The sequence below is a fragment of the Pseudomonas sp. FSL R10-2189 genome, assembly GCF_009600325.1.
Classification (GTDB): domain Bacteria; phylum Pseudomonadota; class Gammaproteobacteria; order Pseudomonadales; family Pseudomonadaceae; genus Aquipseudomonas; species Aquipseudomonas helleri.
This window is the reverse complement of the sequence record NZ_WIVZ01000005.1, coordinates 139928-165847: the sequence shown is the minus strand read 5'-3', so window position 1 is coordinate 165847 and position 25920 is coordinate 139928. Positions and strand designations below refer to the sequence as shown.

The following is a 25920-nucleotide window of genomic DNA, read 5'->3' as shown; positions in this document are numbered from 1 at the left end:
GCCAAGTAAACTGGCCTACACACGGGGGCACCGCCCAATGAGCTACAGCAAGATTCCGGCTGGCAAAGACCTGCCGAATGACATCTACGTCGCCATCGAGATTCCGGCTAACCACGCGCCGATCAAATATGAAATCGACAAAGACAGCGATTGCCTGTTCGTTGACCGCTTCATGGCGACCCCGATGTTCTACCCGGCCAACTACGGCTTCATCCCGAACACCCTGGCTGACGACGGTGATCCGCTCGACGTACTGGTGGTAACCCCTTACCCGGTTGCTCCAGGTTCGGTTATCCGCGCGCGTCCAGTCGGCATTCTGCACATGACCGACGACGGCGGCGGCGATGCCAAAGTAGTCGCTGTGCCTCACGACAAGCTGTCCCAGCTGTACGTGGACGTGAAAGAGTACACCGACCTGCCACCGCTGCTGATCCAGCAGATCCAGCACTTCTTCGAGAACTACAAAGACCTCGAAAAAGGCAAGTGGGTAAAAATCGAAGGTTGGGGCGACGCAGAAGCTGCCCGCGCCGAGATCACCAAATCGGTTGCTGCCTACAAAGGCTAAGTGCACACCGGCAGGCATTTTCAGCCCGCCCGACGCACTCAAAAAACCCCGGCTTGCCGGGGTTTTTTATTGCCGTCTAAACACCCGCAACACAGCCCGTTCATCGCTTTTGCGCGAGAACCGGCATACCGTAAGAAATCTCCTTTTAGCCTAGGGAAATGTCTCTTTTTCACCGTTTTTTTTGAACGTTTAGTTTATTTAAACGGTGCGGTCTTCTCCGTAAACTCCGCATTCATGAATACATCCGGTGATCGCCTCAGAACCCTCCTGCGGGAGTGTCATTTATCCGCTTCGGACTTCGCCGCCAATCGCCGCGTTACGCCGCAGCACGTCAACAACTGGTTCAAGCGTGGTATACCCATGGCCCGACTGGACGAAATCGCCGAACTGTTGTGCGTTAACAGCCGTTGGCTGCGCACGGGTGAAGGCACCAAACATCCAGGAGCCCCCAGTATTAGTCCTACGGCACGCAACACCGCCCCCAAACAACCCGTCAGCCCTCACCCCTACACCGTCTCAACCACCCCCCATGACATCGACGTCCCGTTCTACAACGAAGTGTTAAATGCCAGTGGCTCAAGCCAAACCCATGTGGCCCAGATCATGGACTGCCAAATCCGCCTGAGCGCGGCCATCTTGCAGGCCATGGACGTCGGCCACGACCAGGCCATCTGCGCGCCCATGCTCGGCAACAGCATGGCGCCACGTATAGAGGATGGCTCTACCCTGGCCATCGACAGCAGCCTGACCCACATCGTGGACGGCGAAATCTACGCCATTGAGCATGACGGCATGCTGCGCATCAAATACGTCTACCGCCAGCCCAGCAATGGTTTACGCCTACGCAGCCACAACCACGAAGAGTTCCCGGACGAACACTACGGCGCGGCGCAGATACAAGAACAACGCATACGGATATTGGGCTGGGTATTTTGGTGGTCCACCCTCAATAAACGTCGCCCGCCAGTGCCGTGCAAACTGGCGGAGTAGAGCCTTTGCGCGCGAGCCAGCGAAGCCACAAGAGGAATTTGTGCTGGGAAATGCAACCGATTCCCAGTATGCTTCGCCCCACTCGCGCAACCCCTTGCTCAGGCAGGCCGGATTGCAGGGGCCGCCGCAAAAAGCGGCCATGCCCCACACCAGCACAACGCGCTGGTCGCCCCGATTTGAAGGCGAGTACGGTTTGCCAAAAACAAACCAAACCCGCCCCCGAGAAGCCGGCCACAAGCCGGCTTTTTAATGTCTGGGATAAACCCGACCTACCTGAAAATCCTGCAACCACATCTGCGATGACAAATCGAATCAGCACCTGACACGTCGCCAAAGACAGCTTTCAAGTACACGTATGGCCAACATGTCGTCGTCAGCGACACGTGAACGACACATGTCGCAAAAAGTTGAAAATTGCGACACGTAGCGCTTACCTGTCTACACTGACGACATGAAAAGGGCGCTCAGCAGAGGTGTCCTGCCTTAATGGACTCCTCCGTGAGCAAGCTCTCAGCCATGACTTCAACTCAGTTACATTGGCAAGCCGACAGGCCCTATAACCAGCTGCCAACCTTGCCGCCAACAGTTGAGCTAGAAACCCGCGCAGTTCTCAAACGCTGCATCGAAGCTCGCACTGCCTTGGCCGAGTTAAAACAAGCCGCTGAGCTGATTCCTAACCAAAGGATGCTGATCAACACGCTCCCGCTGCTTGAAGCCAAAGACAGTTCGGAGATAGAAAGTATCGTCACCACGACGGATCTGCTTTTCCAGCATGCCCAAGATGGCGAACACCAGGCTGACCCTGCCACCAAGGAAGCTCTGCGCTACAGAAAGGCTCTGCACAATGGCTACCAGTCATTAGCTGATCGTCCACTCTGTACGGGTACGGCAGTCGAAATATGCCGAACGCTCAAGGGCGTGAATATGGATATACGCCGAGTACCAGGCACTCAACTGGCCAATGATCGCACTGGCGAGATCATCTACACCCCACCGGAAGGCGAAGATCGTTTGCGGGACCTGCTCGCCAACTGGGAGCGCTTTCTACACAACGAAACTGACCTGGACCCTTTGGTGCGTATGGCAATCGGTCATTATCAGTTCGAGGCTATTCACCCGTTCACCGACGGTAATGGCCGTACCGGACGAGTGCTAAACACGCTATTCCTCATCCAGGAGGGCTTGCTGAATCTGCCGATTCTTTATCTCAGCCGTTACATTATTGCGCACAGAGCCGATTACTACCGACTGCTGCTCGATGTTACCCGCGACAACGCATGGGAACCCTGGCTGCTTTACATGCTCAGCGCAGTAGAAGAGACCGCGCGCTGGACCTGCGTCAAAATCGCCGCCATCCGCAGACTTGCCGAGCACACTACTCACTTTGTGAGGGCGCAACTGCCGAAAACCTATTCCCGCGAATTGGTAGACGTTATTTTCGAGCAACCCTACTGCCGCATCAGTAATGTTGTCGACAAACAGATTGCCCAGCGTCAAGCCGCCTCACGTTATCTGAAAGAGTTGGTCTCCATTGGCGTCCTGCAAGAAGTACAAGTTGGCAAAGAAAAGCTGTTCATCCACCCAAAGCTGATGCACCTACTGACTCGCGACGATAACAACTTCACGCCCTATGACTGATACATTTTTTGCGAGCAATTCATTACCCTGCACACAGCCCCCCCACTTGATTCAGCCGGAATTGATTTGATGGAAAGTACACACCCGACCGTTGCCAAGGAGCGTTTGCTGGAGAGTGCCCGGCGGTTGTTTTGCCGTGAGGGCATTCATGCCACGGGCGTTTCTCGTCTGCTCAGTGAGGCCAAAGTCGCGCGGCGTACGTTGTATGAGAGTTATGGCTCGAAGGAGAATCTGCTGCGCGCGGTGTTTGATCGCGAGGCGGCGATGTGGTTTGGCTGGTTTGATCATTCGCTGCCGCAGCACACGGATGATCCGGAGCAGCGCCTGATTTATCTGTTTGATCTGCTGGAGGCGTGGTTCGCCAGCGGGCGCTTTTTCGGGTGTCTGTTCACCAATGCGGTGGCGGAGCACGATAAGTCTTCGAGTTGGGTACGGGACTTGGCTCAGGAGCATTTTGATCGGGTGCATGCCCGCATCGAGGCGCTGGCCGTGGCCTCTGGCCTGCGTGATCCGGCGTGGGTGGCGCAGCAGGTGGCGCTGTTGATCGACGGTGCAATCGCCACGGCAATGGTCACGCGCAATGCGCAGAGTGCGCAGGTGGCGCGTTCGATTTTGTTGATCCTGCTGCGCGAGGCGAAAGCCGTCTAGGCTGGGCCTTCGGGCATCGCTTATTCCATACAGAGCTAAGCTAAGGCTAAAAAATTAGTTCTGCTTATATTGCAGATCTCACATACTTCGCACGCCTGCCGAGAACGATCGGTCTACCTGTTTTGGGATGCGTGTGATGCGAGATTTTTTCCAGCGGTTGTTCTCCACTTCTGACGCCCGAGTGACGTCCGCACTCCAGCCCAATCTGAGCCGCCGCTCGTTCATGTGCGCCTGTGGCTGCGGCATGCTGGCCTTGAGCAGTGTGGGCACCGCGCTGTTGGCCGCCGCCAGTAAGGTCGAAGCCGCCACCGGCGGGCCGCTGTTGCGCGTCGGGCACATGCCCGCGGGCTGTGTCTCGCATTTGCTGCTGGCGAAATTGCGCGGTGACTTCGCTGCGGCAGGCATTCAGGTCGAATTGACCCAGTTCAACAGCCCGAGCGACGCGTTGCAGGCGTTGCTGGCCGGGCGTCTGGACGTGATGCACGGCCCCTGGACCATGACCGCAGCCGCCTATGCCAAAGGCACGCAAGACCTGCGCATCATCGGCGGCTCCGGGCAAGGCGGGATCGAGCTGGTGGCACGCAACGGCTCGGTGGCCAGCCTTGACGAATTTATTGCCGCCGCAGGCAGCGGCTTGCGCGTCGGCACGCTGCGTCTGGACACCCTGGAACTGGTGGGTTACGGCTCGATGGCGCGCCACGGCAAGTCCTATAACGATTACCAAATGACCTTTTTCCCAAGCATGGCCGGCATGGGTGAAGCCATCGCCAACGGCCGTCTGGACGTCTGCACCCTGGCCCAGCCCTATGCGCAGAACGTGGTCAGCACCACCGGTGCGCGCTATTTGAGCGACTCCAATGCGGTGTGGGGCCCGGAAGCCGCCGACTGCGTGATCACCACCCAAGTGCGGACCAGCGAAGAACAAGGGCCGCTGCTCACGCGTTATCTGGAGCTGCTGCAAGCTTCGGCGAATGCGATGAAAGCCGATTTCGACGGCGCTGTGCAGCAGTTGCAGCCGGTGTACGGGGTGTCCAATGACGTGCTCAAAGTGGCCCTGGCGCGCCAGTCGCCCAACCCGGTCATCAGCCCGGTGGGCGTGGCGGGCCTCAAGCGCGGCGCGGGGTATCTGGTCGAGCTGGGCTACTTCACCGACAACCCGATCGACGCGGTACTCGACCTGCGCCATCAACCGGCCGCTCAGGTGACGGGATGAGCGAAAACATTCTGACCCTCAACCCGCCGGTCGAGGCGCGGCGCCCGTCGCGGTATCTGCACGCGCTGCGCGACACCCTGTGGTTTGTGCTGGCTTGGGCGCTGTTGATCGGTGCGTGGGAGCTGGCCGTGCAGGTCGGCTGGCTGGACGGCCGCGTGCTGCCGCCGCCCAGCGTGACGCTGCCGTATGCGTTTTCAGGTGAAGCGGTGGTGGGTTTCGGCCAGCAGCGCAGCGGATTGCTGGAGGCCTTGCTGGTGACCTTGATGCGGGTCAGCGGCGGGTTGCTGGCCGGCAGCCTGGCGGCGCTGGTGCTGGCGGTACTGATCACCGAAGTGAAGCTGTTGCGTCGTTTGATCCTGCCACTGGTGCAAACCCTGGCGCCGATCTCGCCGGTGGCCTGGGTGCCCTTCACCATCGCGGTGATCGGCATTGGTGGCCAGGCGGCGGTCTTCGTGGTGTTCCTCGCCGTACTGGGCACCATGACACTGTCGTTGAGCGCCGCACTGGACGCCATCAACCCGCAGTACCTGAACATCGCCCACAACCTGCGCTGCACCCGCAAACAAATCTGGCTGCGGGTGCGCTTGCCGGCGATTGCGCCGAGCGCGATGACCAGCCTGCGCATGGCCTTTTTCGGCGCGTGGATGGCGGTGCTGGCCGGGGAAATGGCGGGGATCAATTCCGGGCTGGGCTACATGATCATCATGGCCCAGCAGATGTACAACATGCCGTTGGTGATGGTGGGCGTGATGACCATTGGTGCTGTGGGCTTTGTGGTGGATCGCCTGTTGCTGTTGCTCGGGCGCCGTTTTAGCGGGTGGTCGTCATGAGCCGGGGCGCCACGCTGAGCTTTCGAGGCCTGAGCAAGCAGTTTGAAGGCGGCACGCGGGTCGATGTCGGTGATCTGGACATCAAGGCGGGCAGCTTCACCGTGCTGCTGGGGCGCAGTGGTTGCGGCAAAAGCACCTTGCTCAACATCGCCGCCGGTCTGCAACAGCCCAGCACCGGGCACCTTATGTATGACGGCCAGGCGTTGACGGGCAACAAACCCGACAGCGCGCTGATCTTCCAGCAGAACAACCTGTTCCCGTGGATGAGTGCGGCCGAGAACATCGCCATCGCCCTGCTCAACCGTGGGCTGAACCGCGAAGACGCCAACCGGCGCGCCGGGCAATTGCTGGCCGAGGTCGGTTTGGCCGAATTTGCGCAGCACCGGCCCGGCGCGTTGTCGGGTGGCATGTGCCAGCGCATTGCGTTGGCCCGGGCCTTGGCGCTGGAGCCACGTTTGCTGCTGCTCGACGAGCCGTTTTCGGCACTGGACGCTCAGACCCGGCGCTTGATGCAGGAGCAACTGCTGCGCGCCTGGAGCAGCAGCGGCGCCACCGTGCTGATGGTCACCCACGACCTGCAAGAGGCGCTGTTGCTGGCCGACCGCATCGTACTGATGGCCAGTGCGCCCCACGGGCACATCGCGCAGATCCTCGAAATCGACATGCCGCGCCCGCGTCTCGGGCGCTCGGAAGCACTGCTTGACCTGCAAGAGCGGCTGGACGCGTTCCTGACCCACGAAACCCGGCTGGCCGAGCACTTTTAGTTAACACGGGACCTCCCGACTTACTTGATTGGCACCCGGTCATTCGACCGATACGCCGCCCTTTGAAGAGCAAAGACCATGAGTGAAACCACACACCGCGTGACCATCAACGGACTGCACGTCAACGCTGGCCGCGAAGTTCGCGAGCGCATTCGTGCCGATGGCGAAGGTGACATTGCCCGCCCGCTGTACCAGACCTCCGTGCAGTGGACCCAGGGCTACCAGACCCAGACTACGGTCAAGTCCGGCGCGGTCCTGCACGGTGACGAACCGTGCGCCTACGGTGGCGCCGGGCTGGGTGCAACGCCTCAGGAACTGCTGCTGGCCGGTATCGGCAACTGCCTCGCGGCCACTTACATCGGCGGCTTGTCGGCCTCCGGGGTCAAGGTCAACAGCCTGGTGCTGGACGTTTCCGGCCGTGTGGATTTCCGTGCCGCGTTTGGCGTGACCAGCGGCAACCCGGGCTTTGAAAGCATCCAGGTGCAGGTGCTGATCGATACCGAAGAATCCTCCGAGCGCGTCGACGCCTTGCTGGCCAAGCTGCTGCCGACCGCGCCGATCCCCGACACCATCATGCGTCCGGTGCCGCTGACGGTGGAGGTTCAACACACTGGCGGCGCCACCCATGGCTGATAACGAGCACTCGGTGCTGGTCGTGGGCGGCGGGCCTGCGGGGCTGTCGTGCGCCTACGAACTGGTGCGTGCGGGCCTGCGCCCGCTGGTGCTGGAGCGCACGCAGGCGGTGGGGGATGTGTGGCGCAACCACTACGACGGCCTGCGCCTGAACACCGGGCGCTGGTTTTCCAGCTTGCCGGGCCTGCGCTTCCCTTGGTCGGCAGGGCGCTGGCCAAGCCGTGATGACCTGGCCAAGGAGCTGGCAGCGTTGCCAGCCCGTGGCGGTTTTAATGTGCTGACCGGCTGCGCGGTGGTGAATATCGAGTACCTCGCGGCGTCAGGGCTGTGGCAAGTGCGCTGCCGGGATGAGCGGGTGTTTCGTGCGCAGGCGCTGGTGATTGCCACCGGCACCTCGTGCGTGCCGTCGATCCCGCAGTGGCCGGGAGCACAGCGCTTTACCGGGCAAGTCGTTCACGCGGCCCACTTCGGCAATGCGCGCCACTACGCGGGCAAGCACGTGGTGGTGGTCGGCAGCGGCAACTCCTCCTGCGAGATTGCCAGCCGTCTGGTGCCCCATGCTGCGTCGGTCACGTTGTCGGTACGGCGGGCGCCGCACTTTCTGCCCAAGAGCCTGTTCGGTGTACCGCTGGCGGCGCTGGGCACGTTGATTCGTCGACTCCCGACACGCTGGAGCGACGCCGTATTGAGCGGATTGTCGCGGCGCTGGGTCGGGGATCTGTCGGCCTACGGCCTGCCACAACCGGCGCAAGGCGTTTCCGGTTTGGGCAGCGTGACCCCGACGCTGTTCATGCCGGTCATCGACGACCTGAAACAAGGCCGCATCAAGGTGGTGGGGCCAGTGCTGGAACTCAATGAGCAAAGCGTCGTCGCCCACACCGGTCTCGACCGCACACAGCGCTGCACGCTGAACACCGACGTGATCGTCGCGGGCACCGGTTACACCACCGGCCTTGAGAACCTGATCAACTACCCTGCGCCGCTCACCGCAGACGGCAAACCAACGGTAGATGCACAAGGCCACTCCACCGTGGCCAAAGGGCTGTTCTTCATCGGCTACCGCAACCCCATCAGCGGCCAGTTGCGTGAAATCGGCTTGCAGGCACCGGGCGTGGCTGCGGGGGTCAAGCGTTATCTGGAGGTCACGCAAACGGCGCACTGCTCCGGGGCGGGGGAGGTTTCTCTGTAGGTGCCTGGGCGCCTACGTTTATTCAGGCGCCCACAGCGGGCTGCTCGCCATCAACGCGGTTGTCCAGTCGAGCAGTGCCCGCACCCTCGCCGACAAGTCGCGGGTCTGCGGATAGACCAAGGAGATGGGCAGGCTCTCCATTGGCCAATCCGCCAGGACCTCAATCAGCGTGCCCCGTTGCAGATGCGCATCCGCTTCGGCACGAGGCAAAAACGCAACGCCCAATCCTGCCACCGTGGCGGCCGCCGCCGTGCCGCCGCTGTTGAAATAGAGGGTCGGCAATTGGTCAAGGGTGAAGCTCTCTTCTCCCCGAGTGAGCGTCGGCAAATGCCTCCGGTTGGTCGCCGGGAATTTAAACCCCAAGTGCTTGTGCGCCGGCAGGTCAAAGGGCGTATCAAGCGCAGGTGCGCACATCAGGTAGGAAGGCGCGGCACAGAAGCAGTAACGCATTAACCCTACCGGGCGGCAGATCAGGTTCTGGTCCGAGACCTGACCGACCCGAATGGCACAATCCACCCCCTCCTCAACCAAATCCACAATGCGCTCATCGCAACTGATCTCCAGGTGTATCTGTGGGAATTGTTGGGTGAAATCGGGCAATGAAGGGGCAATCAATAACGTGCCCACCGGTGAAGGCATTTCAATTTTCACATGCCCACGGATCGCGTTACGGCTAGGCGAAAGGGAGGCTTCCAGTTCGTTGACATCCTCCAGGATGGCACGAGCGCGCCGATAGTAAGCGGCCCCTTCGGTTGTCGCAGACACCTTGCGTGTCGTGCGATGCAGCAGCTTCATGCCCAACAGGTGTTCAAGTGCCTGCACCTGACCGGAAACCGTGGTTTTGGCTAAATTCAACGACTCCGCCGCTCGACTGAAACTGCCGACTTCAACGATTCGGCAGAACGCTCGCATTGCTTCCAACCGGTCAAATGCCATTGTACGAATTTCCGTAAAAACAAAACGTCGGGACCCAGTTTATCCAAGGAACGTTTTTTTCTATAGTCCGCCCATGCCTCGAAACAACACCTTCTGTCTCCAGGCAAACTGTGATCAATCACGTCACTCATGACCCACATGCATCAACGTTAAGAAAACATTATCGAATTAAATAACTCACAAGATTTATTTAAACGTAGCGCCATTTAACTCTATCGCCCCAGCGCGCCAGCCCTTATTAACTTACTTGCACTTCAACTTAATCTAATTGAGCGCCTCAGTGCGCGTAAAACTTGAGAAAAAACCATGAAAACCTCTTTTAAATTGATCGCGTTATTTATTTTGGCCCTGCCTGTCTTTGCCCACGCATCTGACGGCGCCGAAGCTCTTCAGCGTTTTAACGAAAGAAATAAAGCCATGTTTGCGCAGCAAGCCAAAGACATTGAAAAACGTAAACAGGCCGAACGACAGAAGGCTGAGCAAGAGAAAAAAACAATGCCCGACACCCTCCGTGCCGAAGATCAGCAAACCCAACAATGAACACTCGTTCAGCCCATTAATCCCCCTTGATAAGGATGATCCTGTGCGCGTTCGATTAGTCGCCGTTACCGGAATGATCACCACTGCCTTACTGATCAGTGGTTGTTACAAAAAACCCGACCAGACCGCTGCGGGTCACCCCCCCTCCGTCGAGGTGGCCAGTGTCACCCAGCAAACCATCAAGACCTGGGACAGCTTCAATGGTCGGGTCAGTGCCACAGACACAGTGGTGATACTCCCTCGCGTGGGGGGCTACATCACCCGGGTGGCTTACCGTGAAGGCAGTGAAGTGAAAAAGGGTGACTTGCTCTTCGTGATCGATCAGCGCCCGTATCGCACCGCACTGGACAGCGCACGGGCTCAGCTGGAACGGGCCCGTGCCGCCCTTGCACTGGCCAGCCAGCAGGACCTTCGCGCGCAGCAACTGCTCAAAAGCAACGCGGTGTCCAAAGAAGAGGCAGAACAAAAACGCGCAACCCGCGATCAAAGCCTGGCCGATGTTCACACCGCCGAATCTGCATTAGAAGCGGCCACGCTGAACCTGGCCTTCACCGAGGTTCGCTCACCCATTGACGGGCGCACCAGTCGCGCGCAATTGACCCTGGGCAACCTCGCCGTCGCCGACCAGTCCGCCCTGACCTCCGTGGTCTCGCAGAACCCGGTCTATGTCTACTTTGACCCGGATGAACACAGTTTTCTGAACTACCAGAAGACCCTGAAACACTCCCAAGACACATCCGTGCGCATCGGTTTGGCAAACGATGAAGGCCACCCTTACACCGGCGAACTCACCTTCCTGGATAACCAGGTCAATGCAACAACCGGCACTGTTCGGGCGCGCGCCACGGTGAATAACAGCGACCGTTTATTTACCCCCGGTTTATTTGCAAAAGTTCAACTGTCGGTGGGCGAGCCGACACCGGCGCTGTTAATACCCGAACGAGCAATATTGACCGACCAAAACAAAAAGTACGTCTATGTACTGAGCAACGATAACAAAGCCATCAAGCGTTATGTCGAAACAGGCCAACTGTTCGACCAACAACGCGTGATTACTTCAGGGCTGGAAAACGATAACACCCTGATTGTCTCCGGCCTGCAAAACATCCATGCCACTGATACACCGGTCACTCCCCAATCACTCTCCCCGGGTAACAACACACTTCATGTGCCCAGCCTCGTAATAAACGATCAATAATCGCCAAAGGCTCCTGTTATGGACTTTTCCAAGTTTTTTATCGACAGACCCATCTTCGCGATGGTGCTGTCGATCATTATTTTCGCCGCTGGCCTGGTCGCAATTCCGCTGCTGCCAGTCGGCGAATACCCGGAAGTAGTGCCTGCCACCGTGGTAGTGAAAGCCACGTATCCGGGCGCCAACCCCAAAGAAATCGCCGATTCGGTCGCCGTCCCGCTGGAAGAGGCGATCACCGGTGTAGAAGACATGATCTACATGAAGTCGGTTGCCAGTTCCAACGGCACCCTGCAAGTGGTGGTCACCTTCAACGCCAAGGTCGACCCTGACACGGCCGCCGTGCGCGTGCAGAACCGGGTCAGCCAGGCCCTTTCGCGCCTGCCCGAGTCGGTTCGCCAGTACGGCATTACCACCCAGAAGCAATCGCCGACGCCCTTGATGTTCGTCGACATGTATTCGAGCAACGACCAGTTCGATGCCCTGTACCTGCGTAACTACCTGCGCCTGCATGTCAAAGATGAGCTGTCACGCATCCCCGGCATTGGTGACGTCATTCTGTACGGCGCAGGCGACTACGCGATGCGCGTCTGGCTTGACCCGGACAAACTCGCAGCCCGCGGGATTACCGCTCAAGACGCAATCGCGGCGATTCGCCAACAGAACGTCCAGGTGTCAGCAGGCCAGTTGGGGGCAGAGCCTTCGCCGCAAAATAACGAATTTCTCATTTCGATCAACGTTCAAGGGCGATTGAAAACCGAACAGGAATTTGGCGACATCATCCTCAAGACCGGCAGCGACGGGCAGGTCACCCGCCTGTCAAATGTGGCCCGCGTGCAACTGGACTCCAACGACTACACGCTGCGGGTATTCCGGGGCAAAAACCCGGAAGTCGCCATCGGCTTTTTCCTCACCCCCGGCGCCAATGCCATCGAGGTTGCAAACGCGGTCTACGCCAAGCTGGACAGTCTGTCCAAGGACTTCCCGGAGGGCGTGAGTTACGTCAGCGTCTGGGACCCGACCGTCTTTGTGCGTGAGTCCATCAACTCCGTGCAACACACCCTGCTCGAAGCGATGGTGCTCATCGTCCTGGTCGTGGTGCTGTTCTTGCAGACCTGGCGCGCCTCGATCATTCCGCTGATTGCCGTCCCGGTGTCCATCGTCGGGACCTTCGCCTTTCTGTATTTGCTGGGGTACTCGATCAACACCCTGACCCTGTTCGGCCTGGTCCTGGCCATCGGTATCGTGGTGGACGATGCCATCGTCGTGGTGGAAAACGTTGAACGCAATATCGAGCTGGGCTTCAGCCCGCTGGAGGCTGCCCACCAGGCCATGCGTGAAGTTTCGGGGCCTATTCTGGCCATCGGGCTGGTCTTGTGTGCCGTCTTCATTCCGATGGCCTTCATGAGTGGTGTCACCGGCCAGTTCTACAAACAATTCGCGGTAACCATCGCCATCTCGACGGTCATCTCGACCATCAACTCGCTGACCTTGTCGCCCGCGCTGGCGGCCAAGCTGCTGCGTCATCACCACTCACCGCCTGACAGGCTGACGCGCTGGATGAACAGTGCGTTGGGCTGGTTGCTGCGTCCGTTCAACCGGTTCTTCAATCGCAGCTCGGAGCGCTATGAAAGTGGCATCGCGCGGCTGTTGCCACGCCGTGGTGTGGTCTTTGTGATATATGCCTTGTTGCTGGGCGCAACCGGAATGCTGTTCAACACGATCCCCAGCGGCTTTATTCCCAACCAGGACAAGCTTTACCTCTTTGCAGGCGCAACGCTGCCGCCTGGTGCTTCTCTGGCACGCTCCGAGGCGGTCGCACGTGAAATGTCAGCAATTGCCTTGACCGTCGAAGGCGTGGACTTCGCCAACTCCTATGTCGGCTTGAACGCCTTGCAAAGCACCACAACGCCTAACCTGGTGACCTCCTACATCTTGCTCAAGCCGTTTTCGCAGCGCTCACGCAGCGCCGAGCAAATCAATGCCGAGCTCAACGTCAAGTTTGCCGCCATCAAGGACGGTTCCGCCTATGCACTGCTGCCCCCGCCGATTCAGGGCTTGGGGAATGGCTCAGGCTACTCATTGTTTTTGACCGATCGCGGCGGGCTCGGGTATGCCGCGTTGCAAAAAGCGCTGGAGGCATTCCAGGCCGAAGTGGCGAGCACCCCGGGCATGACGTTCCCGGTCAGTTCCTATCAGTCCGACATACCGCAACTGGAAGTGAAACTGGATCGAACCAAAGCCCAGGCCCAAGGCATCGAACCCACAGCGGTCTTCGACACCTTGCAGACCTATCTGGGCTCCGTCTATGTGAATGACTTCAACATGCTGGGCCGCGTGTATCGGGTTATTGATCAGGCAGATACCGGCTTCAGGCAGAGCGCTGCAGACATCGGCAATTTGCGCGTGCGCAACGTGCACGGTGAGATGGTGCCGATCAGCTCGATGGTGGACATCGTGTCGACCTTCGGCCCGGATCCGGTCATGCGTTACAACGGCTACCCGGCCGCCGACCTGATTGGCGATGCCGACCCGCGCGTGTTGTCGTCAGGGGAAGTCATCAAAAAACTGGAGGAAATCGCTGCCCGAACGCTGCCTCGCGGTATCGAACTGGAGTGGACCGACCTGACTTACCAGCAGGTCACCCAAAGCAACACCGCCATCATCGTTTTCCCGATTGCCGTGATTCTCGCGTTCCTGGTGCTGGCAGCCCTTTACGAGAGCTGGACATTGCCTCTGGCCGTGATTCTTATCGTGCCGGTGTGCATGTTTGCAGCCCTGACCGGGGTATGGCTGGCGGGCGGCGACAACAATGTGTTCGTACAAGTAGGCCTGGTGGTGCTGATGGGGCTGGCGTGCAAAAACGCCATCCTGATCGTGGAATTCGCGCGTGAACTGGAGATGCAAGGCCGCAGCACCCTGGAGGCAGCACTGGAGTCCTGCCGTCTGCGCCTGCGTCCGATCGTCATGACCTCAGTGGCCTTTATTGCCGGGGCCGTCCCGCTGCTGATCGGAGCCGGGGCCGGTAGTGAAGTGCGGCATGCCACCGGCGTGACCGTGTTCTTCGGCATGCTCGGGGTGACGATCTTCGGACTGTTCCTGACGCCGGTGTTCTACGTGGTCCTGAGAAAACTGGGCGCCCGTGTCCCAGCCCATCCCTCGCACCTGTCACCCCATGCAGCGGAGGCCCTGCACCATGATTAAGCTAAAAAACTGGCCCCTGCCCGTCCTGTTGGCCCTCTTGCAAGGTTGCACCGTCGGACCTGACTTTCATCGGCCGCAGACACCCGACCTGCCTGCGACCTTTACCCGGACACAGGATCAAGAGACCGGACAAGCGCAGGCAAACGCGGCCGGCGCTGCGTTCTGGGAACGTTTTGAAGACCCTCAGCTCACCGCGCTGATAGAGACTACCCTGGCCGCCAACCATGACCTGCAAACAGCGCTGGCCAACTACGATGCGGCGAATGCGCTGCTGCGCCTCGCCCGGTTCGACCAGATCCCGACCGTCACGATGTCCGGGCAAGCGGGTCACCAGAGAGCCAGCACCGACGAAGCCAACGGTGCGCCCCGCAGCAATGATGTGTATGCCAACAAGGCTTCGCTGAGCTGGGAGCTGGACCTCGTGGGCCGGGTACGGCGCTCAGTAGAGTCCAGCAGGTCCGCCGCACAGGCCAAAGCCAGCGACCTGTACGCCATGCAGGTCGCAGTGGTCAGCCAGGTCGCGTCTACCTACATCGACCTGCGTGCTGCACAGAAAATGCTCAGGCTTTCGCAAGCGAATGCCGATAGCCAGAAGCAAACACTGGAGATCGTCCAGGGGCGGTTGCAAACCGGGCGTGGGTCGACTTACGACCTGTCCCGGGCACAGGCCCAGCTTGAGATATCACTGTCACGCCTCCCGCCCCTTCAGGCGCGAGTGGCCGTGGACAGGCACCGCCTGGCTGTACTCGCCGGCTTGCCACCCACCGCACTGGATGCACGACTGCAAGCCGATGCCGCGCTGCCGACGGCGCCGCAGGTCATCGAGCCCGACACACCTGCGCAAGTCATCCGGCGGCGCCCGGATGTCGCCTCAGCCGAGCAGCAGTTGCATGCCGCCACCGCACGCGTGGGCGTCGCCACGGCCGACCTCTTTCCACGGGTCAGCCTGGGCGCGGCTATCGGGACGTTTGCGTTCAATGGCGGCGGGCTTTACTCCGCAGGTGCCGAGTCGAACCTGGCGCTATTGGGCATAGACTGGTCCTTTCTGGACGTAGGCCGAGTCAAAAGCCGCATCGCCGCCTCCGACGCCGAAGCCGCGGCCCGCTTGGCGACGTATCAACAAACGGTGCTCAAAGCGCTGGAAGACGTCGAGAACTCACTGGTTCGCTTCAGCCGCAGCCAGGCTGAAAATGCCCGGCTGACGCGTGCGGCCAACGAGTTGAACACCGCGTCCAGCATAGCCAGCGCCCGCTACCAGGCTGGCGCCATTGAGCTCTTCGAACTGCTCGATGTGCAGCGAGCGCTGTACACCGCGCAGATCTCCCAAGCCGACAGTCAGGCACGCAGCAGCACCAGCGCAGTAGACCTGTTTGCATCCCTGGCCGGAGGCTGGCCAGAACATGCGCCTGCACCGCCCACCTCCATAAAGTGACCGATACGCCTGACGCCGGGTTTGCCCGGCGTCATGCGTTTAACGCTGTTCTTCACCGCTCTTACTTTTGGCCCGGCGCTGTCCTGGATGTGTCGGACGTGGTGAGTGCTTTATCGTCTGAGTCCACGACAAAAACGGCCAACAGTTTGGCAGGCTCGGTGGCGCTGGCATTGCGGCTTACGACGTGGTGCGCGCCCGGATTTTCGAACCAGCTTTGCCCCGCTTTGAAGACTTGCTTGGGCCCGTCATCGACTTGGGACTCAATGGCACCGGACACGACATAAGCGTAGATAAAGGCCGAATTGGCATGGGTGTGCGAAGGGGAAGCGGCGCCAGGCGCGTACTCGACTTCGACAGCGACCAACGACTTGCCTGGGATGTTTGGAATCGCGTGTGCAAAGTTGGGCCTCACGACTTCCGTCAGCTCATGTGCACTGGCAGGCGCGGCAACAGCCAAAAACACACTCCCTGACAGCGAGGCAGCAAGCGCAAAAATATTCATGGGTAGATCCTCTTACCTAGAGATTGACCCGTGAGTGTCAGCCCCGACCTGCCCGATTAAAAGAGCCATAAACGGGTTTTTCTTATGTGCCACGATGCTTGCCCGGCAGCGCTGCGAACTCGGCCTGTACGTGTATTGCAAGCAACGCAATCACCTCATTTAGCGTTTCGCCAACACTGAAATTATGGGGAGCGTGCCCACAGCGGATCATCAGCCATCAAGGCCGCCACCCAGTCAGTGAACACCCGGACCCTGGCCGACAAGTGCCGCGTGTAGGGGTAAACAATGGACATCGGCATGCTCGGCATTGTCCAGTCCGCAAGCACCTCTACCAGCGCACCACTGCTGAAGTGGGGCACGGCTTCTGCCGTGGGGATAAAGGCGACCCCAAGCCCCGCCAACGCCGCAGCGGCGGTGGCAGTGCCATTGTTGAAGTACATGGTCGGCGGGAGATCCAGCACATAGCGTTCCTCACCCCGCTGCAGGGTTGGTACAAAGCGCCTGTCAGTGGCCGGAAACTTGAACCCCAGATGCTGATGCCCGGCCAGGTCGGCGGGCACCTTGAGAGGCGGCGCTTTTGCCAGGTACGTCGGGGAGGCGCACAAGCAAAAATGCATTTGCCCTACGGGTCGGCAGACCTGATCCGGATCCGACACCGTACCGCCGCGAATGGCGCAATCCACGCCCTCCTGCACCAGATCCGTCACCCGTTCGCTGCAGCCGATATCAAGGTGGATATCCGGGAACCTGGCCGCGAAATCAGGCAGCGCCGGGACAATCAGCAGGATGCCAACCGGGGAAGGCATTTCGACTCGAACCCGACCGCGAACGATGTTGCGGCTTTTGGAAACAGACGCTTCCAGCTCGTCTACCTCGTCAATCAGCGCTCGGGCCCGGCTGTAATAGGCCGTGCCTTCGGTGGTGGGCGAAACCTTGCGGGTCGTACGGTGCAACAGCTTGATGCCAAGCAATTGCTCCAGTGCCTGCACCTGCCCCGAAATAGTGGTTTTAGCCAGCCCCAAAGACTCGGCTGCCCCGCTGAAACTCCCCACTTCGACAATGCGGCAGAACGCACGCATTGCCTCTAAACGGTCGAGCGCCATTGTACGAATTCCCGTAAGAACAAAACGATTTCGGCTAGTTTATCCGAGCTTTTTGAGTTCCTACAATTTGCCCATGCCACGGCAAGTGGCGACATTTAGAGGAAAACCCCATGAGCAACAAACGCATCAACTACTACGAAGCCGCCCCCAACGCCATGAAAGCAATGATGGGCATGGAGAAAGCCGCCTCTCAATCGATCCTGCCTGCTTCGCTGCGAGAGCTGGTGCGCATTCGCGCTTCGCAAATCAACGGCTGTGCTTACTGCATCGACATGCACACAGCAGACGCATTGAAAGCCGGAGAAACACCTCGCCGCCTGATGGCAATCAGCGCCTGGAAAGAAACCCCTTTTTTCGACGCCCGTGAACGTGCAGCGCTGCTGTGGACCGAAACGCTGACCCTGGTCGCAGAGCGCCACGCACCTGATGACATTTACCAAGCCGTGGCGACGCACTTTAACGAGCAAGAGCTTTCAGAGCTGACCTTTGTAATCGCTGCGATTAACGCCTGGAACCGCTTTGGCGTTGGTTTCGCCATGCAACCGCAATAAATGCCTCTGTCGCGGGGGCCAGGTCATCGCCTTACTGCCTTGTCCCCGCACAGCCATTAATGACTGAGTGTTAAGTACCCTTGGAGAACCGCCATGAAACTGGGGTTTGTCATGACATTGACGGCCGTAGCCCTGTTATCCGGGTGCTCGATTCCTGCTGCACCGTCAGCCGTTTCATCATTGAGTGGCCTTTATGGCCCACCTGAAAGCGCCAACACCGGGGCCACGGTCGAAATAGGCCAACAGCTGACTCTCGGCATCCTTTACAGCCAGAACACCCAGATCAATCGGGCCTACCTTGAGCATTACCAGGCCAACGCAGGCACAGGATTTGGCCAAAGCCTGCTGGTTCCGGCGATTCGTGATGCGTACATCGCCACGTCCAATCCTGACCTTGCTGTCGATTGGATAAAAAGCGCCCTGCAACGCCGATTTGGCACTGTCACCGTCTATCCGGACGTCGAAGCCCTGAAGGCTGCCAAACCTGACGTGATCGTGGTGATTGACACGCGTAGCCAGCTAATCACGCCGCGCAGTTCTGATATTGAATCGACCACAACGGCTTACTTCTATGACAAGCACTTGAACTACCTCGCCATGGCAACCGGTCATGATGCGACATCCCTGACGCCCGTGTGGGCGGGCAATAAACGCAGTGAAGACATTGTTCACGACATCACCCAGCAACAGAACGTCCAAATCAATGCACTGCACGACTTTGACCGGTCTTTAAATGACGTGCTGAGCCGGTAATGCCTTGTAGGAGCGAGCTTGCCTCGCGATCTTTTAAAAGTTCAAAAGATCGCGAGGCAAGCTCGCTCCTACAGGGGTCAACCGTTAGCCGCTAAACGCTCGAAGGCTTGCAGCACTTGCTCCGGGCATTCGAGCATCAGTTGGTGGCCGCAGGGCAATACCTGGTAGTGCGCGTTGGGCAGGTGGCGGGCAAGGGCTTCGCCGCCGCTGGCGGGGGTCAGGCCGTCGGTTTCGCCAGACACTACGTACACCGGCACATTCAGCCCGGCCAGGGCTTGGGCGTCGGGCCATTGGGCGTTGTTCATCAGGGCTTTGAACACGTCCAGGCGGTTGCGCTGGGCCAGGCCGTCCTCATAGTCGACCAACGCCGGATCAGCCTCGGGGTGCCAGGCGCGGGCGCGAAAGTCTTTGGCCAATATCGGCCGTATTAACGTCAGCAGCCAGTTCGGCAAACTCAACAACCCACCCGTTCCTACGGGGCGATGCAAGACGCTGCCCAGCAGCAACGCGCCGTCGATACGCAGCGCCGGTTGCTGGCGCGGCAATGCAAGCAAAGTGCTCATGGCCAGGCCGGTGCCGTAGGAGTGCGCCACGTACAGGTTGCGCGGCCCGGCATAGCGCTTGAGCACCGCCAGATTGTCGGCCACCAGTTCGTCCCAGGCGTAGGCGCTGGCGTCGCGCGGTTTGTCGCTGTCGCCGTGGCCGAGCAGGTCCCAGGCCACCAAGGTGTAGCCCTGCTCGCTCAAGTTGCGCCATAGCTCGCGCCACTGGTCTTTGTTGCCGCCGCTGCCATGGCCCAAAAACACCACGGTGTCGCGGTTGCCCTGATGCACGGCCACGCTCAGTCGTCGTCCGGGGCGCACGTCTATCAGTTGGCCACGCACCAGCGGCAAGTGGGCGAATCGGTTGGGGTCAGCCTTGGGCACTTTTGGCCTCCTGAGCGGCAAAATAATCGGGACGGGGCAGGCCTAGATGATCACGCAAGGTGCGGCCCTGATAAGCTCGGCGGAACAGACCACGACGCTGCAACTCGGGCACCACCTTGTCGACAAACGCATCCAGCGAACCGGGCAGATACGGCGGCATCACGTTAAAGCCATCGGCGGCGCCTTCGACAAACCATTGCTCCAGTGTGTCGGCCACGTGCCGCGCATCGCCCACCAGCACCAGATGCCCGCGTGCCGCTGCCATGCGCAAGTAAAGCTGGCGAATGCTCAAGCCTTCTGCTCGGGCCACACGGATCAGCAAGTCACGACGGCTGACCCCCGACTCGGTGGCGGGCAGCTCAGGCAGCGGCCCATCCAGCGCGAAGGCCGACAGGTCGGTGCCACCGGCAATGTCCGCGAGCAGCGACAGGCCCACTTCGGGCTGCACCAACCCTTGCAACTGATCAAACAAGGCCTGCGCTTCGTCCGCCGTGTCAGCGACGATGGGCATCACCCCCGGCATGATTTTGACCTGCTCGGCGCTGCGCCCGTACTGGGGCAACAGGGCCTTGAGGTCACGGTAAAAACGCTGGGCGCCCGCCAGCTCAGGTTGCGCGGTGAACACCACTTCGGCATGGGCCGCTGCCAGCTCGCAGCCTTCCCGTGAGGCACCGGCCAGCACTTGCACCGGCGCCACCCCGGCGCTGGCCCAGCGTTGCTGCACCTCGGCCAGAAAGCGGTGGGCCCGTTCATAGCGCCGGGCGTGTTCAAAGTGGCCGTCGCGCCCAAAGTTGAAGGCTTCGTTGGCATTGCTGGAGGTCACCAGGTTCCAGCCGCTGCGCTGCCCGCTGAGGGCTTCAAGAGACGTGAAGGACCGGGCCAGCGACTCAACCGAGTTGTAAGAGGTGGTCACCGTCGCCACCAGGCCAATGCGCTCGGTGACGGCGGCCAACCCCGCCAATAACGTCAGCGGCTCGAAGTGCTCGGTGCGCGACATGCGGCTCAGCGCCTCAACGCTGCCCGGCAACATGGCCAAGGTATCGGAGAGGAACAGCGCATCGAAACAGCCGCGCTCGGCGGTACGAGCCAGTTGCTGATAGTGGGCGACGTTCAGGCCGCCATCGGCCTGCGCTTCGGGGTGGCGCCAGCCCGCGATATGGTGCCCGGTGGCCATCAAAAACGCGTTGAGGCTCATCATCCGTTGGCTCATGGTGTGGCCTCCAGCGCCGGGGCATGCAGCGCAAAATCTTGCAGCAGCCTGCGGGTGTAAGGGTGATTCGGTTGGCCGAGCAGCGCGGCGGTCGCGCCCTGCTCCACCACTTGCCCGGCCTGCATCACGGCGATGCGGTCACTCAAGCGCGCCGCCACGCGCAGGTCGTGGGTGATGAAGACAATACTCAGCTTCAACCGCCGTTGCAGGTCCTCAAGCAATTCAAGAATTTGCACCTGAATCAGCGCATCGAGTGCCGACACGCATTCGTCTGCGATCAGCACTTTGGGCTCCACCGCCAAGGCCCGGGCGATGCCGATACGTTGGCGCTGGCCGCCGGAAAATTCATGGGGATAACGGTCCAGCGCCGTTTCTGGCAGGCCCACCAGACCCAGCACTTCGCGTGCTTTTTCTGCCGCCTGCGCCGGGCTGCGACCTTGGGCCAGCGGCCCGGTCATCAGTTGCGTGCCGATGCGCTGGCGCGGGTTGAGCGAGGCGAACGGGTCCTGAAAGATCATTTGCACCTCGCCACGCTGCTCGCGCAACCGCGCTTCAGGCAGGTCGGTGACGTCACGCCCGTGCCAGTGCAGGCTGCCGCCATCGCTGCGCAACAAACGCACCAGGCAGCGGCCCAAGGTCGATTTGCCCGAGCCGGATTCACCGACAATGCCCAGGGTTTCGCCTTCGGCCAGTTGCAGGTCGACACCCGCCAGCGCCCGTGTGGTGCGCCGCCCCCACCAACCGAGGCGGCGGCTGAAGTGTTTTTCCAGTTGCTGCGCCTGCAATACGGGCTTGCCCGGCGCCAGGGTCGGGCGCGGGTGGTCAGGGGCCGCAGACACCGCCGCAATCAACTGCCGTGTGTAGTCTTGCTGCGGCGCACCGAGCACCTGAGCCGCCGTGCCTGCTTCTACGTGATGGCCCTTTTGCAACACCAGCACGCGGTCGGCAATGGCCTCGACCACGGCAAAGTCGTGGGTGATAAACAGCATGGCCATGCCCTGCTCACGCTGGATGCGCCGCAGCAAATCGAGGATTTGCCGTTGCGTGGTCACGTCCAGCGCCGAGGTCGGCTCGTCCGCAATCAACAGCTTCGGCGCAAAGGCCAGCGCCATGGCGATCACCACGCGCTGACGCTGGCCACCGGACAACTCAAACGGGTAGGCATGGTAGAGCCGCTGCGGGTCCGGCAGGCCGACATAGCCGAGCAGCTCGACAACCCGAGCGCGGCGCTGGGCGCGGTCTTTCACGCCATGGGCCTGCAAGGTTTCGTCGATCTGTCGGCCCACACTGAGCAACGGGTTGAGCGCGCTCATTGGCTCTTGAAACACCATGCTGATGTCGCGCCCGCGCAGGGCGCGCATGGCCGGTTCATCCAGGGCGGCAAGGTCTTCGCCGCGCCAGCGCAGGGTGCCATGCTCGATTTTTAGAGGTGCTGGCAGCAGGCGCAGCAGGGCCTTGGCCAGCATCGACTTGCCCGAGCCGGACTCGCCCACAACACACAGGCATTCGCCTTCGCGCACGTGCAGCGACACGTCATGCAGCGCGTGGCTGCGGTCGCCGCCCGACGGCAAGGCGATGCGCAGGTGCTCGACGTCGAGCAAAATCGGTTGAGCTGCGCTCATGCGGAGTCTCCAGGGCGACGGGCAGGTTCAAAAGCAATGCGCAGGCCTTCGCCCACACGGTTAACCGCCAGCACGCAAAACAGAATCGCCAGCCCCGGCATCAGGCTCATCCACCAGGCGTCGCGCAGCATTCCGCGCGAGGCGTTGATCATGTAGCCCCAGCTCATGGCATCCGGGTCGCCAAGGCCAAGAAAGGCCAGCGCCGCCTCGGTGAGAATCGCCGTGGCCATCACAAAGCTCAACGTCACCAGCAACGGCGCCAAGGCATTGGGCAGGATTTGCCGAAAGACGATGGCCAACGGCGCTTGCCCCAGCACCCGCGCGGCCTGCACAAATTCACGCTGACGCAGGCTGAGGAACTCGCTGCGCACCAACCGCGCCACCGCAGGCCAGGCGACCAGCGCGATGGCCAACACGATGGTGCCCAGCGACGGCTCCAGCACCGCCACCAGAATCACTGCCAGCACCAGTTGCGGAATGATCTGGAAGAACTCGGCCACGCGCATCAGCACCGCGTCCAGCCAGCCGCCGAAGTAACCGGCCAATGCCCCCACCAGCAAGCCGGTGAGCAAGGTGGCCAGCGTCGCCAACACGCCCACCGACAGCGACACCCGGGCGCCGTACAGCAAGCCGGTGGCCAGGTCGCGGCCCAGCATGTCGCTGCCCAGCCAATGCCCGGCCAGGGTAAACGGCGCGAGCATGGGCGTGGTGTTCATCTCCCAGGGCGAGCCTTGGCAGAGCCACGGTGCCGCCACGGCCAGCAGGCCCAGCAGCAACAAAAAAACCGCGCCGATCAGCGCCGCAGGTTGCCCGATAAAACGTTGCCACACACTGGAATCCTTCATCGTGCTGCCCCTTCGGCGCCGATGCGCGGGTCGATCAGGCGGCAGGCCAAATCCGTGAGCAGGTTGAAACCGACCACCAACACCGAGATCAGCAAAAAGCCGCCCAGCAACACGCTGTAATCACGTTGGGACAGGGCGTCGTACATCAAGCGGCCGATGCCCGGCCAGGAATACACCACTTCAATCAGCAAGGCGCCGCTGGCCAGTTGCCCCAGTTGCAACCCGGCAAAGGTCACCACAGGCAGCAGCGCGTTGCGCAGCACGTGGGCGAAGACGATCCGTGACGGCGCCAGGCCTTTGGCACGGGCGGTGTAGACATGTTCCTGTTGCAGCGCCTCCAGGGTGGCGGCGCGGGTCAGGTGCACGTACAAAGCCAGGAACAGAAAGCTCAGCGACAGGCACGGCAGCACCAGATGGCGCAGCCGGTCGCCCAGCCAGGCGAAGCCGCTCAGGTCGGCGGCGACGGTCTGCATGCCGAACGCGGGCAGCCAGTCGAGCTTGACCGAGAACAACACGATCAACAGCATCGCCAGCCAGAACGGCGGCGTGCCGTACAACAACAGCGCACCGTTGGAAATCAGCCCGTCCAGCCAGCGGCGGCGCTGGCGGCTGAGCGCAGCCAACGCACCAAGGGCCACGCCGAAAAGTGACGAGATGACAAACGCCGAGCCCATCAGACTCAAGGTGGCGGGCAAGCGCTCGGACAACAAGTCCCAGACCGGCGCCTGATTGCGATACGAGTACCCCAGATCCAGGTGCGCCACCTGCCCCAAGTAGTGCAGTAACTGTTGCGGCAACGGCTGATCGAGCCCCATCTCACTGCGCAGCTTGGCGATGTACTGGGCATCGTCCACGCCCGCCTCACCGGCCATCAGTTGCGCCGGATCCCCCGGCGCCAAACGCACCAGCAAAAAGCTCAGCACCAGCACGCCAAGGATCATCAGCAGCGCACGCCCAAGGCGCGCGCCCAGGAACCACACGCCGCTCATGGCGCCGGGGCGTCCAGGTAGACGCTCTCGTAGTCTTCGTTAAGGCTGGTGGCGGTTTGCAGCAGGTTCTTCACCTGGCTGTGGAACAACGTCGGGTAGCGCATTTCAAAAATCGGCGCCACCGGCAGGTCGTCGTTGAGTTTGTGCTCCAGCTCGCTGTACACGCGAGTCCGCTCCGCGCCTTCAGGGGTGTCAGCAACCTTGCTCCACAGGTTGTCGACGTCCGGGTTGCTGTAGCCGCCGACGTTGGCGAACGGCGAGGTTTTAAGGATGTAGTCAGTGCGGTACAGGTAGGCGTTGACCAGGTACGGGTCGCCGATCTGGAAGATAAAGTTGTAGGTCAGGTCAAAGTCCCAATCGCTGACGCGCTGGAACCAGGTCGCCGCGTCCGACGTCACCACCTGCACTTTGAAACCCAGCGGCTGCAAGGCCTGGCGGGTGTACTCGGCCAGACGCTCCCAGGCGCCGCCTTTCTCACCGTTGAGCAAACGAATGCGCACCGCACCCACGTCCACCCCGGACTCAGCGATCAGCGCCTTGGCTTTGGCCAGGTCGTAGGCGTACTGCGGCAGTTGCGGGTCGTGGTAAGGCGAGCTGGAGGCGAAAGCACCGGGCGACACCTTGCCCGCACCAAAGAAGATGTTGTCGACGATAAACGGACGGTTCAGCGCATACAGAATCGCCTGACGAACCTTGGGGTTGTTCAGCGGTGGCTTGCGGGTGTTGAACTGCAAGTAGGCCAGCCCTGAGTACAGCTCCCAGCCCTTGTCCGAAGACTCCACGCCCGGCAGTGCGCCCAGGCGCTTGAGGTCGGAGTAGTCGGCATCGCCACTGCGCAGCACCTGCACGTCGTTGCGCTCAAAGGCGGCAGCACGCGAGGAGCCGTCCGGGATCACGTGAAAGACAATCGCGTCCAGGTGCGGCAACCCCTTTTTCCAGTAGTTGGGGTTTTTCACCAGCTTGATGTAAGCGCCGCGCTTCCACTCCTCAAACTTGAACGGCCCGGTGCCCACCGGCTTGAGGTTGTACGGGTTGCTGCGAAAATCGGTGCCCGCGTAGAGGTGCTCCGGGGCAATCGGGCGCAGGCCACTGCCGAGCAATGACAGGAACGGTGCGAAAGGTTTTTTCAGGTGGAAAACCACCTGGTGCGGCTGGCTGGCGTCGATGTTGTCGAGGTACTCCTCGAACACGCTGGCAATGCGTTTATCGACTTCAGGGTAGAAGGTGCCGAAGCTGAACTTCACGTCAGACGCCGTGAACGGCTTGCCGTCGTGCCATTGCACGTCGGGCTGCAATTCAAAGGTGTAGGTGAGGCCGTCCGGTGACACCGTCCAGCTGCGCGCCAGCACTGGCTTGGGCTTGAGGTCGGTGTCAAAGGTCAGCAAGCCCTGGAGGATCTTGCCGCTGACGTATTGGGTCGAGACATGGGTGACCACGCCGTGCATCAGCGACGGCGGCTCGGGCTGGGCGATCAGGTTGAGCACACCGCCGTCTTGCGGGGCGGCGTGAACGCTGGCGGCAAACACTGCGGCACTGGCCAGCAGGCCCAGGCGTTTGAGGGCAAGGCGCAGCGGCCCGGGGCGAGGCGGATGACGATGGGCTGGACTGGACATGCGAACTCCTGGCGTTAATTGCTCGGGGCACG

At 60.9% G+C, this 25920-nt stretch carries 24 protein-coding genes; 15 read left to right on the top strand and 9 right to left on the bottom strand.

Translation table 11 applies throughout. The features are described from left to right. Window positions 1-37: 37 nt before the first annotated feature. The 9 genes from ppa to GHO32_RS06335 all read left to right on the top strand — a co-directional run bounded on the left by ppa (window position 38) and on the right by GHO32_RS06335 (window position 8470). A complete protein-coding gene (ppa, locus tag GHO32_RS06375; protein ID WP_016779241.1) occupies window positions 38-565 on the top strand; it encodes an inorganic diphosphatase in 528 nt (175 codons plus the stop codon). A 234-nt stretch (window positions 566-799) separates the two neighbouring features. Next, window positions 800-1555, top strand: a complete 756-nt coding sequence (locus GHO32_RS06370; RefSeq protein ID WP_153336392.1) for a helix-turn-helix transcriptional regulator — start codon at window positions 800-802, stop codon at window positions 1553-1555. 516 nt (window positions 1556-2071) lie between these two features. Continuing rightward, window positions 2072-3193 carry a protein adenylyltransferase Fic gene (gene fic, locus GHO32_RS06365; RefSeq protein ID WP_153335273.1) on the top strand — a complete coding sequence of 374 codons (1122 nt, stop codon included), beginning with the start codon at window positions 2072-2074 and terminating at the stop codon, window positions 3191-3193. A gap of 69 nt (window positions 3194-3262) precedes the next feature. Next, entirely contained in the window at window positions 3263-3841 is a 579-nt protein-coding gene (locus tag GHO32_RS06360) for a TetR/AcrR family transcriptional regulator (protein WP_153335268.1), read from the top strand. Between the two features lie 136 nt (window positions 3842-3977). After that, the gene (locus tag GHO32_RS06355) at window positions 3978-5054 is read left to right on the top strand and encodes an ABC transporter substrate-binding protein (RefSeq protein WP_178113845.1); all 1077 of its coding nucleotides are present in this window, start codon (window positions 3978-3980) and stop codon (window positions 5052-5054) included. Continuing rightward, the gene (locus GHO32_RS06350; protein WP_153335266.1) at window positions 5051-5884 is read left to right on the top strand and encodes an ABC transporter permease; all 834 of its coding nucleotides are present in this window, start codon (window positions 5051-5053) and stop codon (window positions 5882-5884) included. The genes GHO32_RS06355 and GHO32_RS06350 overlap by 4 nt, the downstream gene beginning before the upstream one ends. Beyond that, entirely contained in the window at window positions 5881-6648 is a 768-nt protein-coding gene (locus GHO32_RS06345; protein WP_153335265.1) for an ABC transporter ATP-binding protein, read from the top strand. The genes GHO32_RS06350 and GHO32_RS06345 overlap by 4 nt, the downstream gene beginning before the upstream one ends. Before the next feature lie 78 nt (window positions 6649-6726). Then, window positions 6727-7281, top strand: coding sequence for an OsmC family protein (locus tag GHO32_RS06340; RefSeq protein ID WP_048367688.1), 555 nt, complete (start codon window positions 6727-6729; stop codon window positions 7279-7281). Then, complete coding sequence (locus tag GHO32_RS06335) at window positions 7274-8470, top strand: NAD(P)/FAD-dependent oxidoreductase (protein WP_153335264.1); 1197 nt, start codon at window positions 7274-7276, stop codon at window positions 8468-8470. Before GHO32_RS06340 ends, GHO32_RS06335 begins: the two co-directional genes overlap by 8 nt. Window positions 8471-8488: 18 nt before the next feature. Here GHO32_RS06335 and GHO32_RS06330 read toward each other — a convergent pair whose 3' ends face one another. Next, complete coding sequence (locus tag GHO32_RS06330) at window positions 8489-9406, bottom strand: LysR family transcriptional regulator (RefSeq protein ID WP_153335263.1); 918 nt, start codon at window positions 9404-9406, stop codon at window positions 8489-8491. Between the two features lie 306 nt (window positions 9407-9712). On the opposite strand from GHO32_RS06330, the gene GHO32_RS06325 reads away from it, so the two are divergent. From GHO32_RS06325 to GHO32_RS06310, 4 genes are read left to right on the top strand one after another with little or no spacing between them, the layout of a single operon-like run. Next, window positions 9713-9946 (top strand): hypothetical protein, encoded by a 234-nt coding sequence (locus GHO32_RS06325; RefSeq protein ID WP_153335262.1) that lies wholly within the window; start codon window positions 9713-9715, stop codon window positions 9944-9946. A 43-nt stretch (window positions 9947-9989) separates the two neighbouring features. Then, window positions 9990-11144: an efflux RND transporter periplasmic adaptor subunit gene (locus GHO32_RS06320; RefSeq protein ID WP_368668344.1), complete on the top strand. Its 1155-nt coding sequence runs from the start codon at window positions 9990-9992 to the stop codon at window positions 11142-11144. Between the two features lie 18 nt (window positions 11145-11162). Continuing rightward, window positions 11163-14342 (top strand): efflux RND transporter permease subunit, encoded by a 3180-nt coding sequence (locus tag GHO32_RS06315; protein ID WP_153442798.1) that lies wholly within the window; start codon window positions 11163-11165, stop codon window positions 14340-14342. Then, window positions 14335-15774 (top strand): efflux transporter outer membrane subunit, encoded by a 1440-nt coding sequence (locus GHO32_RS06310; protein ID WP_153335260.1) that lies wholly within the window; start codon window positions 14335-14337, stop codon window positions 15772-15774. The genes GHO32_RS06315 and GHO32_RS06310 overlap by 8 nt, the downstream gene beginning before the upstream one ends. A gap of 61 nt (window positions 15775-15835) precedes the next feature. Here GHO32_RS06310 and GHO32_RS06305 read toward each other — a convergent pair whose 3' ends face one another. Together GHO32_RS06305 and GHO32_RS06300 are read right to left on the bottom strand one after the other, a co-directional pair. Next, complete coding sequence (locus tag GHO32_RS06305) at window positions 15836-16276, bottom strand: cupin domain-containing protein (RefSeq protein ID WP_153335259.1); 441 nt, start codon at window positions 16274-16276, stop codon at window positions 15836-15838. A 182-nt stretch (window positions 16277-16458) separates the two neighbouring features. Then, window positions 16459-17379: a LysR family transcriptional regulator gene (locus tag GHO32_RS06300; protein WP_153335258.1), complete on the bottom strand. Its 921-nt coding sequence runs from the start codon at window positions 17377-17379 to the stop codon at window positions 16459-16461. 110 nt (window positions 17380-17489) lie between these two features. Here GHO32_RS06300 and GHO32_RS06295 point away from each other — a divergent pair, with 110 nt between their 5' ends. Together GHO32_RS06295 and GHO32_RS06290 are read left to right on the top strand one after the other, a co-directional pair. Continuing rightward, window positions 17490-17930, top strand: a complete 441-nt coding sequence (locus GHO32_RS06295; protein ID WP_153335257.1) for a carboxymuconolactone decarboxylase family protein — start codon at window positions 17490-17492, stop codon at window positions 17928-17930. Between the two features lie 93 nt (window positions 17931-18023). Next, window positions 18024-18683, top strand: coding sequence for an ATPase (locus GHO32_RS06290; RefSeq protein ID WP_153335256.1), 660 nt, complete (start codon window positions 18024-18026; stop codon window positions 18681-18683). A gap of 77 nt (window positions 18684-18760) precedes the next feature. Here GHO32_RS06290 and GHO32_RS06285 read toward each other — a convergent pair whose 3' ends face one another. The 6 genes from GHO32_RS06285 to GHO32_RS06260 are packed head-to-tail and all read right to left on the bottom strand — an operon-like array spanning window position 18761 to window position 25888. Then, entirely contained in the window at window positions 18761-19609 is an 849-nt protein-coding gene (locus tag GHO32_RS06285; RefSeq protein WP_368668345.1) for an alpha/beta fold hydrolase, read from the bottom strand. Continuing rightward, window positions 19596-20819: an LLM class flavin-dependent oxidoreductase gene (locus tag GHO32_RS06280; protein ID WP_256665446.1), complete on the bottom strand. Its 1224-nt coding sequence runs from the start codon at window positions 20817-20819 to the stop codon at window positions 19596-19598. The genes GHO32_RS06285 and GHO32_RS06280 overlap by 14 nt, the downstream gene beginning before the upstream one ends. Then, window positions 20816-22441 (bottom strand): ABC transporter ATP-binding protein, encoded by a 1626-nt coding sequence (locus GHO32_RS06275; RefSeq protein ID WP_153337987.1) that lies wholly within the window; start codon window positions 22439-22441, stop codon window positions 20816-20818. Before GHO32_RS06275 ends, GHO32_RS06280 begins: the two co-directional genes overlap by 4 nt. Further along, window positions 22438-23286 carry an ABC transporter permease gene (locus GHO32_RS06270; protein ID WP_153337988.1) on the bottom strand — a complete coding sequence of 283 codons (849 nt, stop codon included), beginning with the start codon at window positions 23284-23286 and terminating at the stop codon, window positions 22438-22440. The genes GHO32_RS06275 and GHO32_RS06270 overlap by 4 nt, the downstream gene beginning before the upstream one ends. After that, window positions 23283-24275, bottom strand: coding sequence for an ABC transporter permease (locus GHO32_RS06265; RefSeq protein ID WP_048367699.1), 993 nt, complete (start codon window positions 24273-24275; stop codon window positions 23283-23285). The genes GHO32_RS06270 and GHO32_RS06265 overlap by 4 nt, the downstream gene beginning before the upstream one ends. Continuing rightward, complete coding sequence (locus GHO32_RS06260; protein ID WP_153337989.1) at window positions 24272-25888, bottom strand: ABC transporter substrate-binding protein; 1617 nt, start codon at window positions 25886-25888, stop codon at window positions 24272-24274. The genes GHO32_RS06265 and GHO32_RS06260 overlap by 4 nt, the downstream gene beginning before the upstream one ends. Between the last annotated feature and the right edge of the window lie 32 nt (window positions 25889-25920).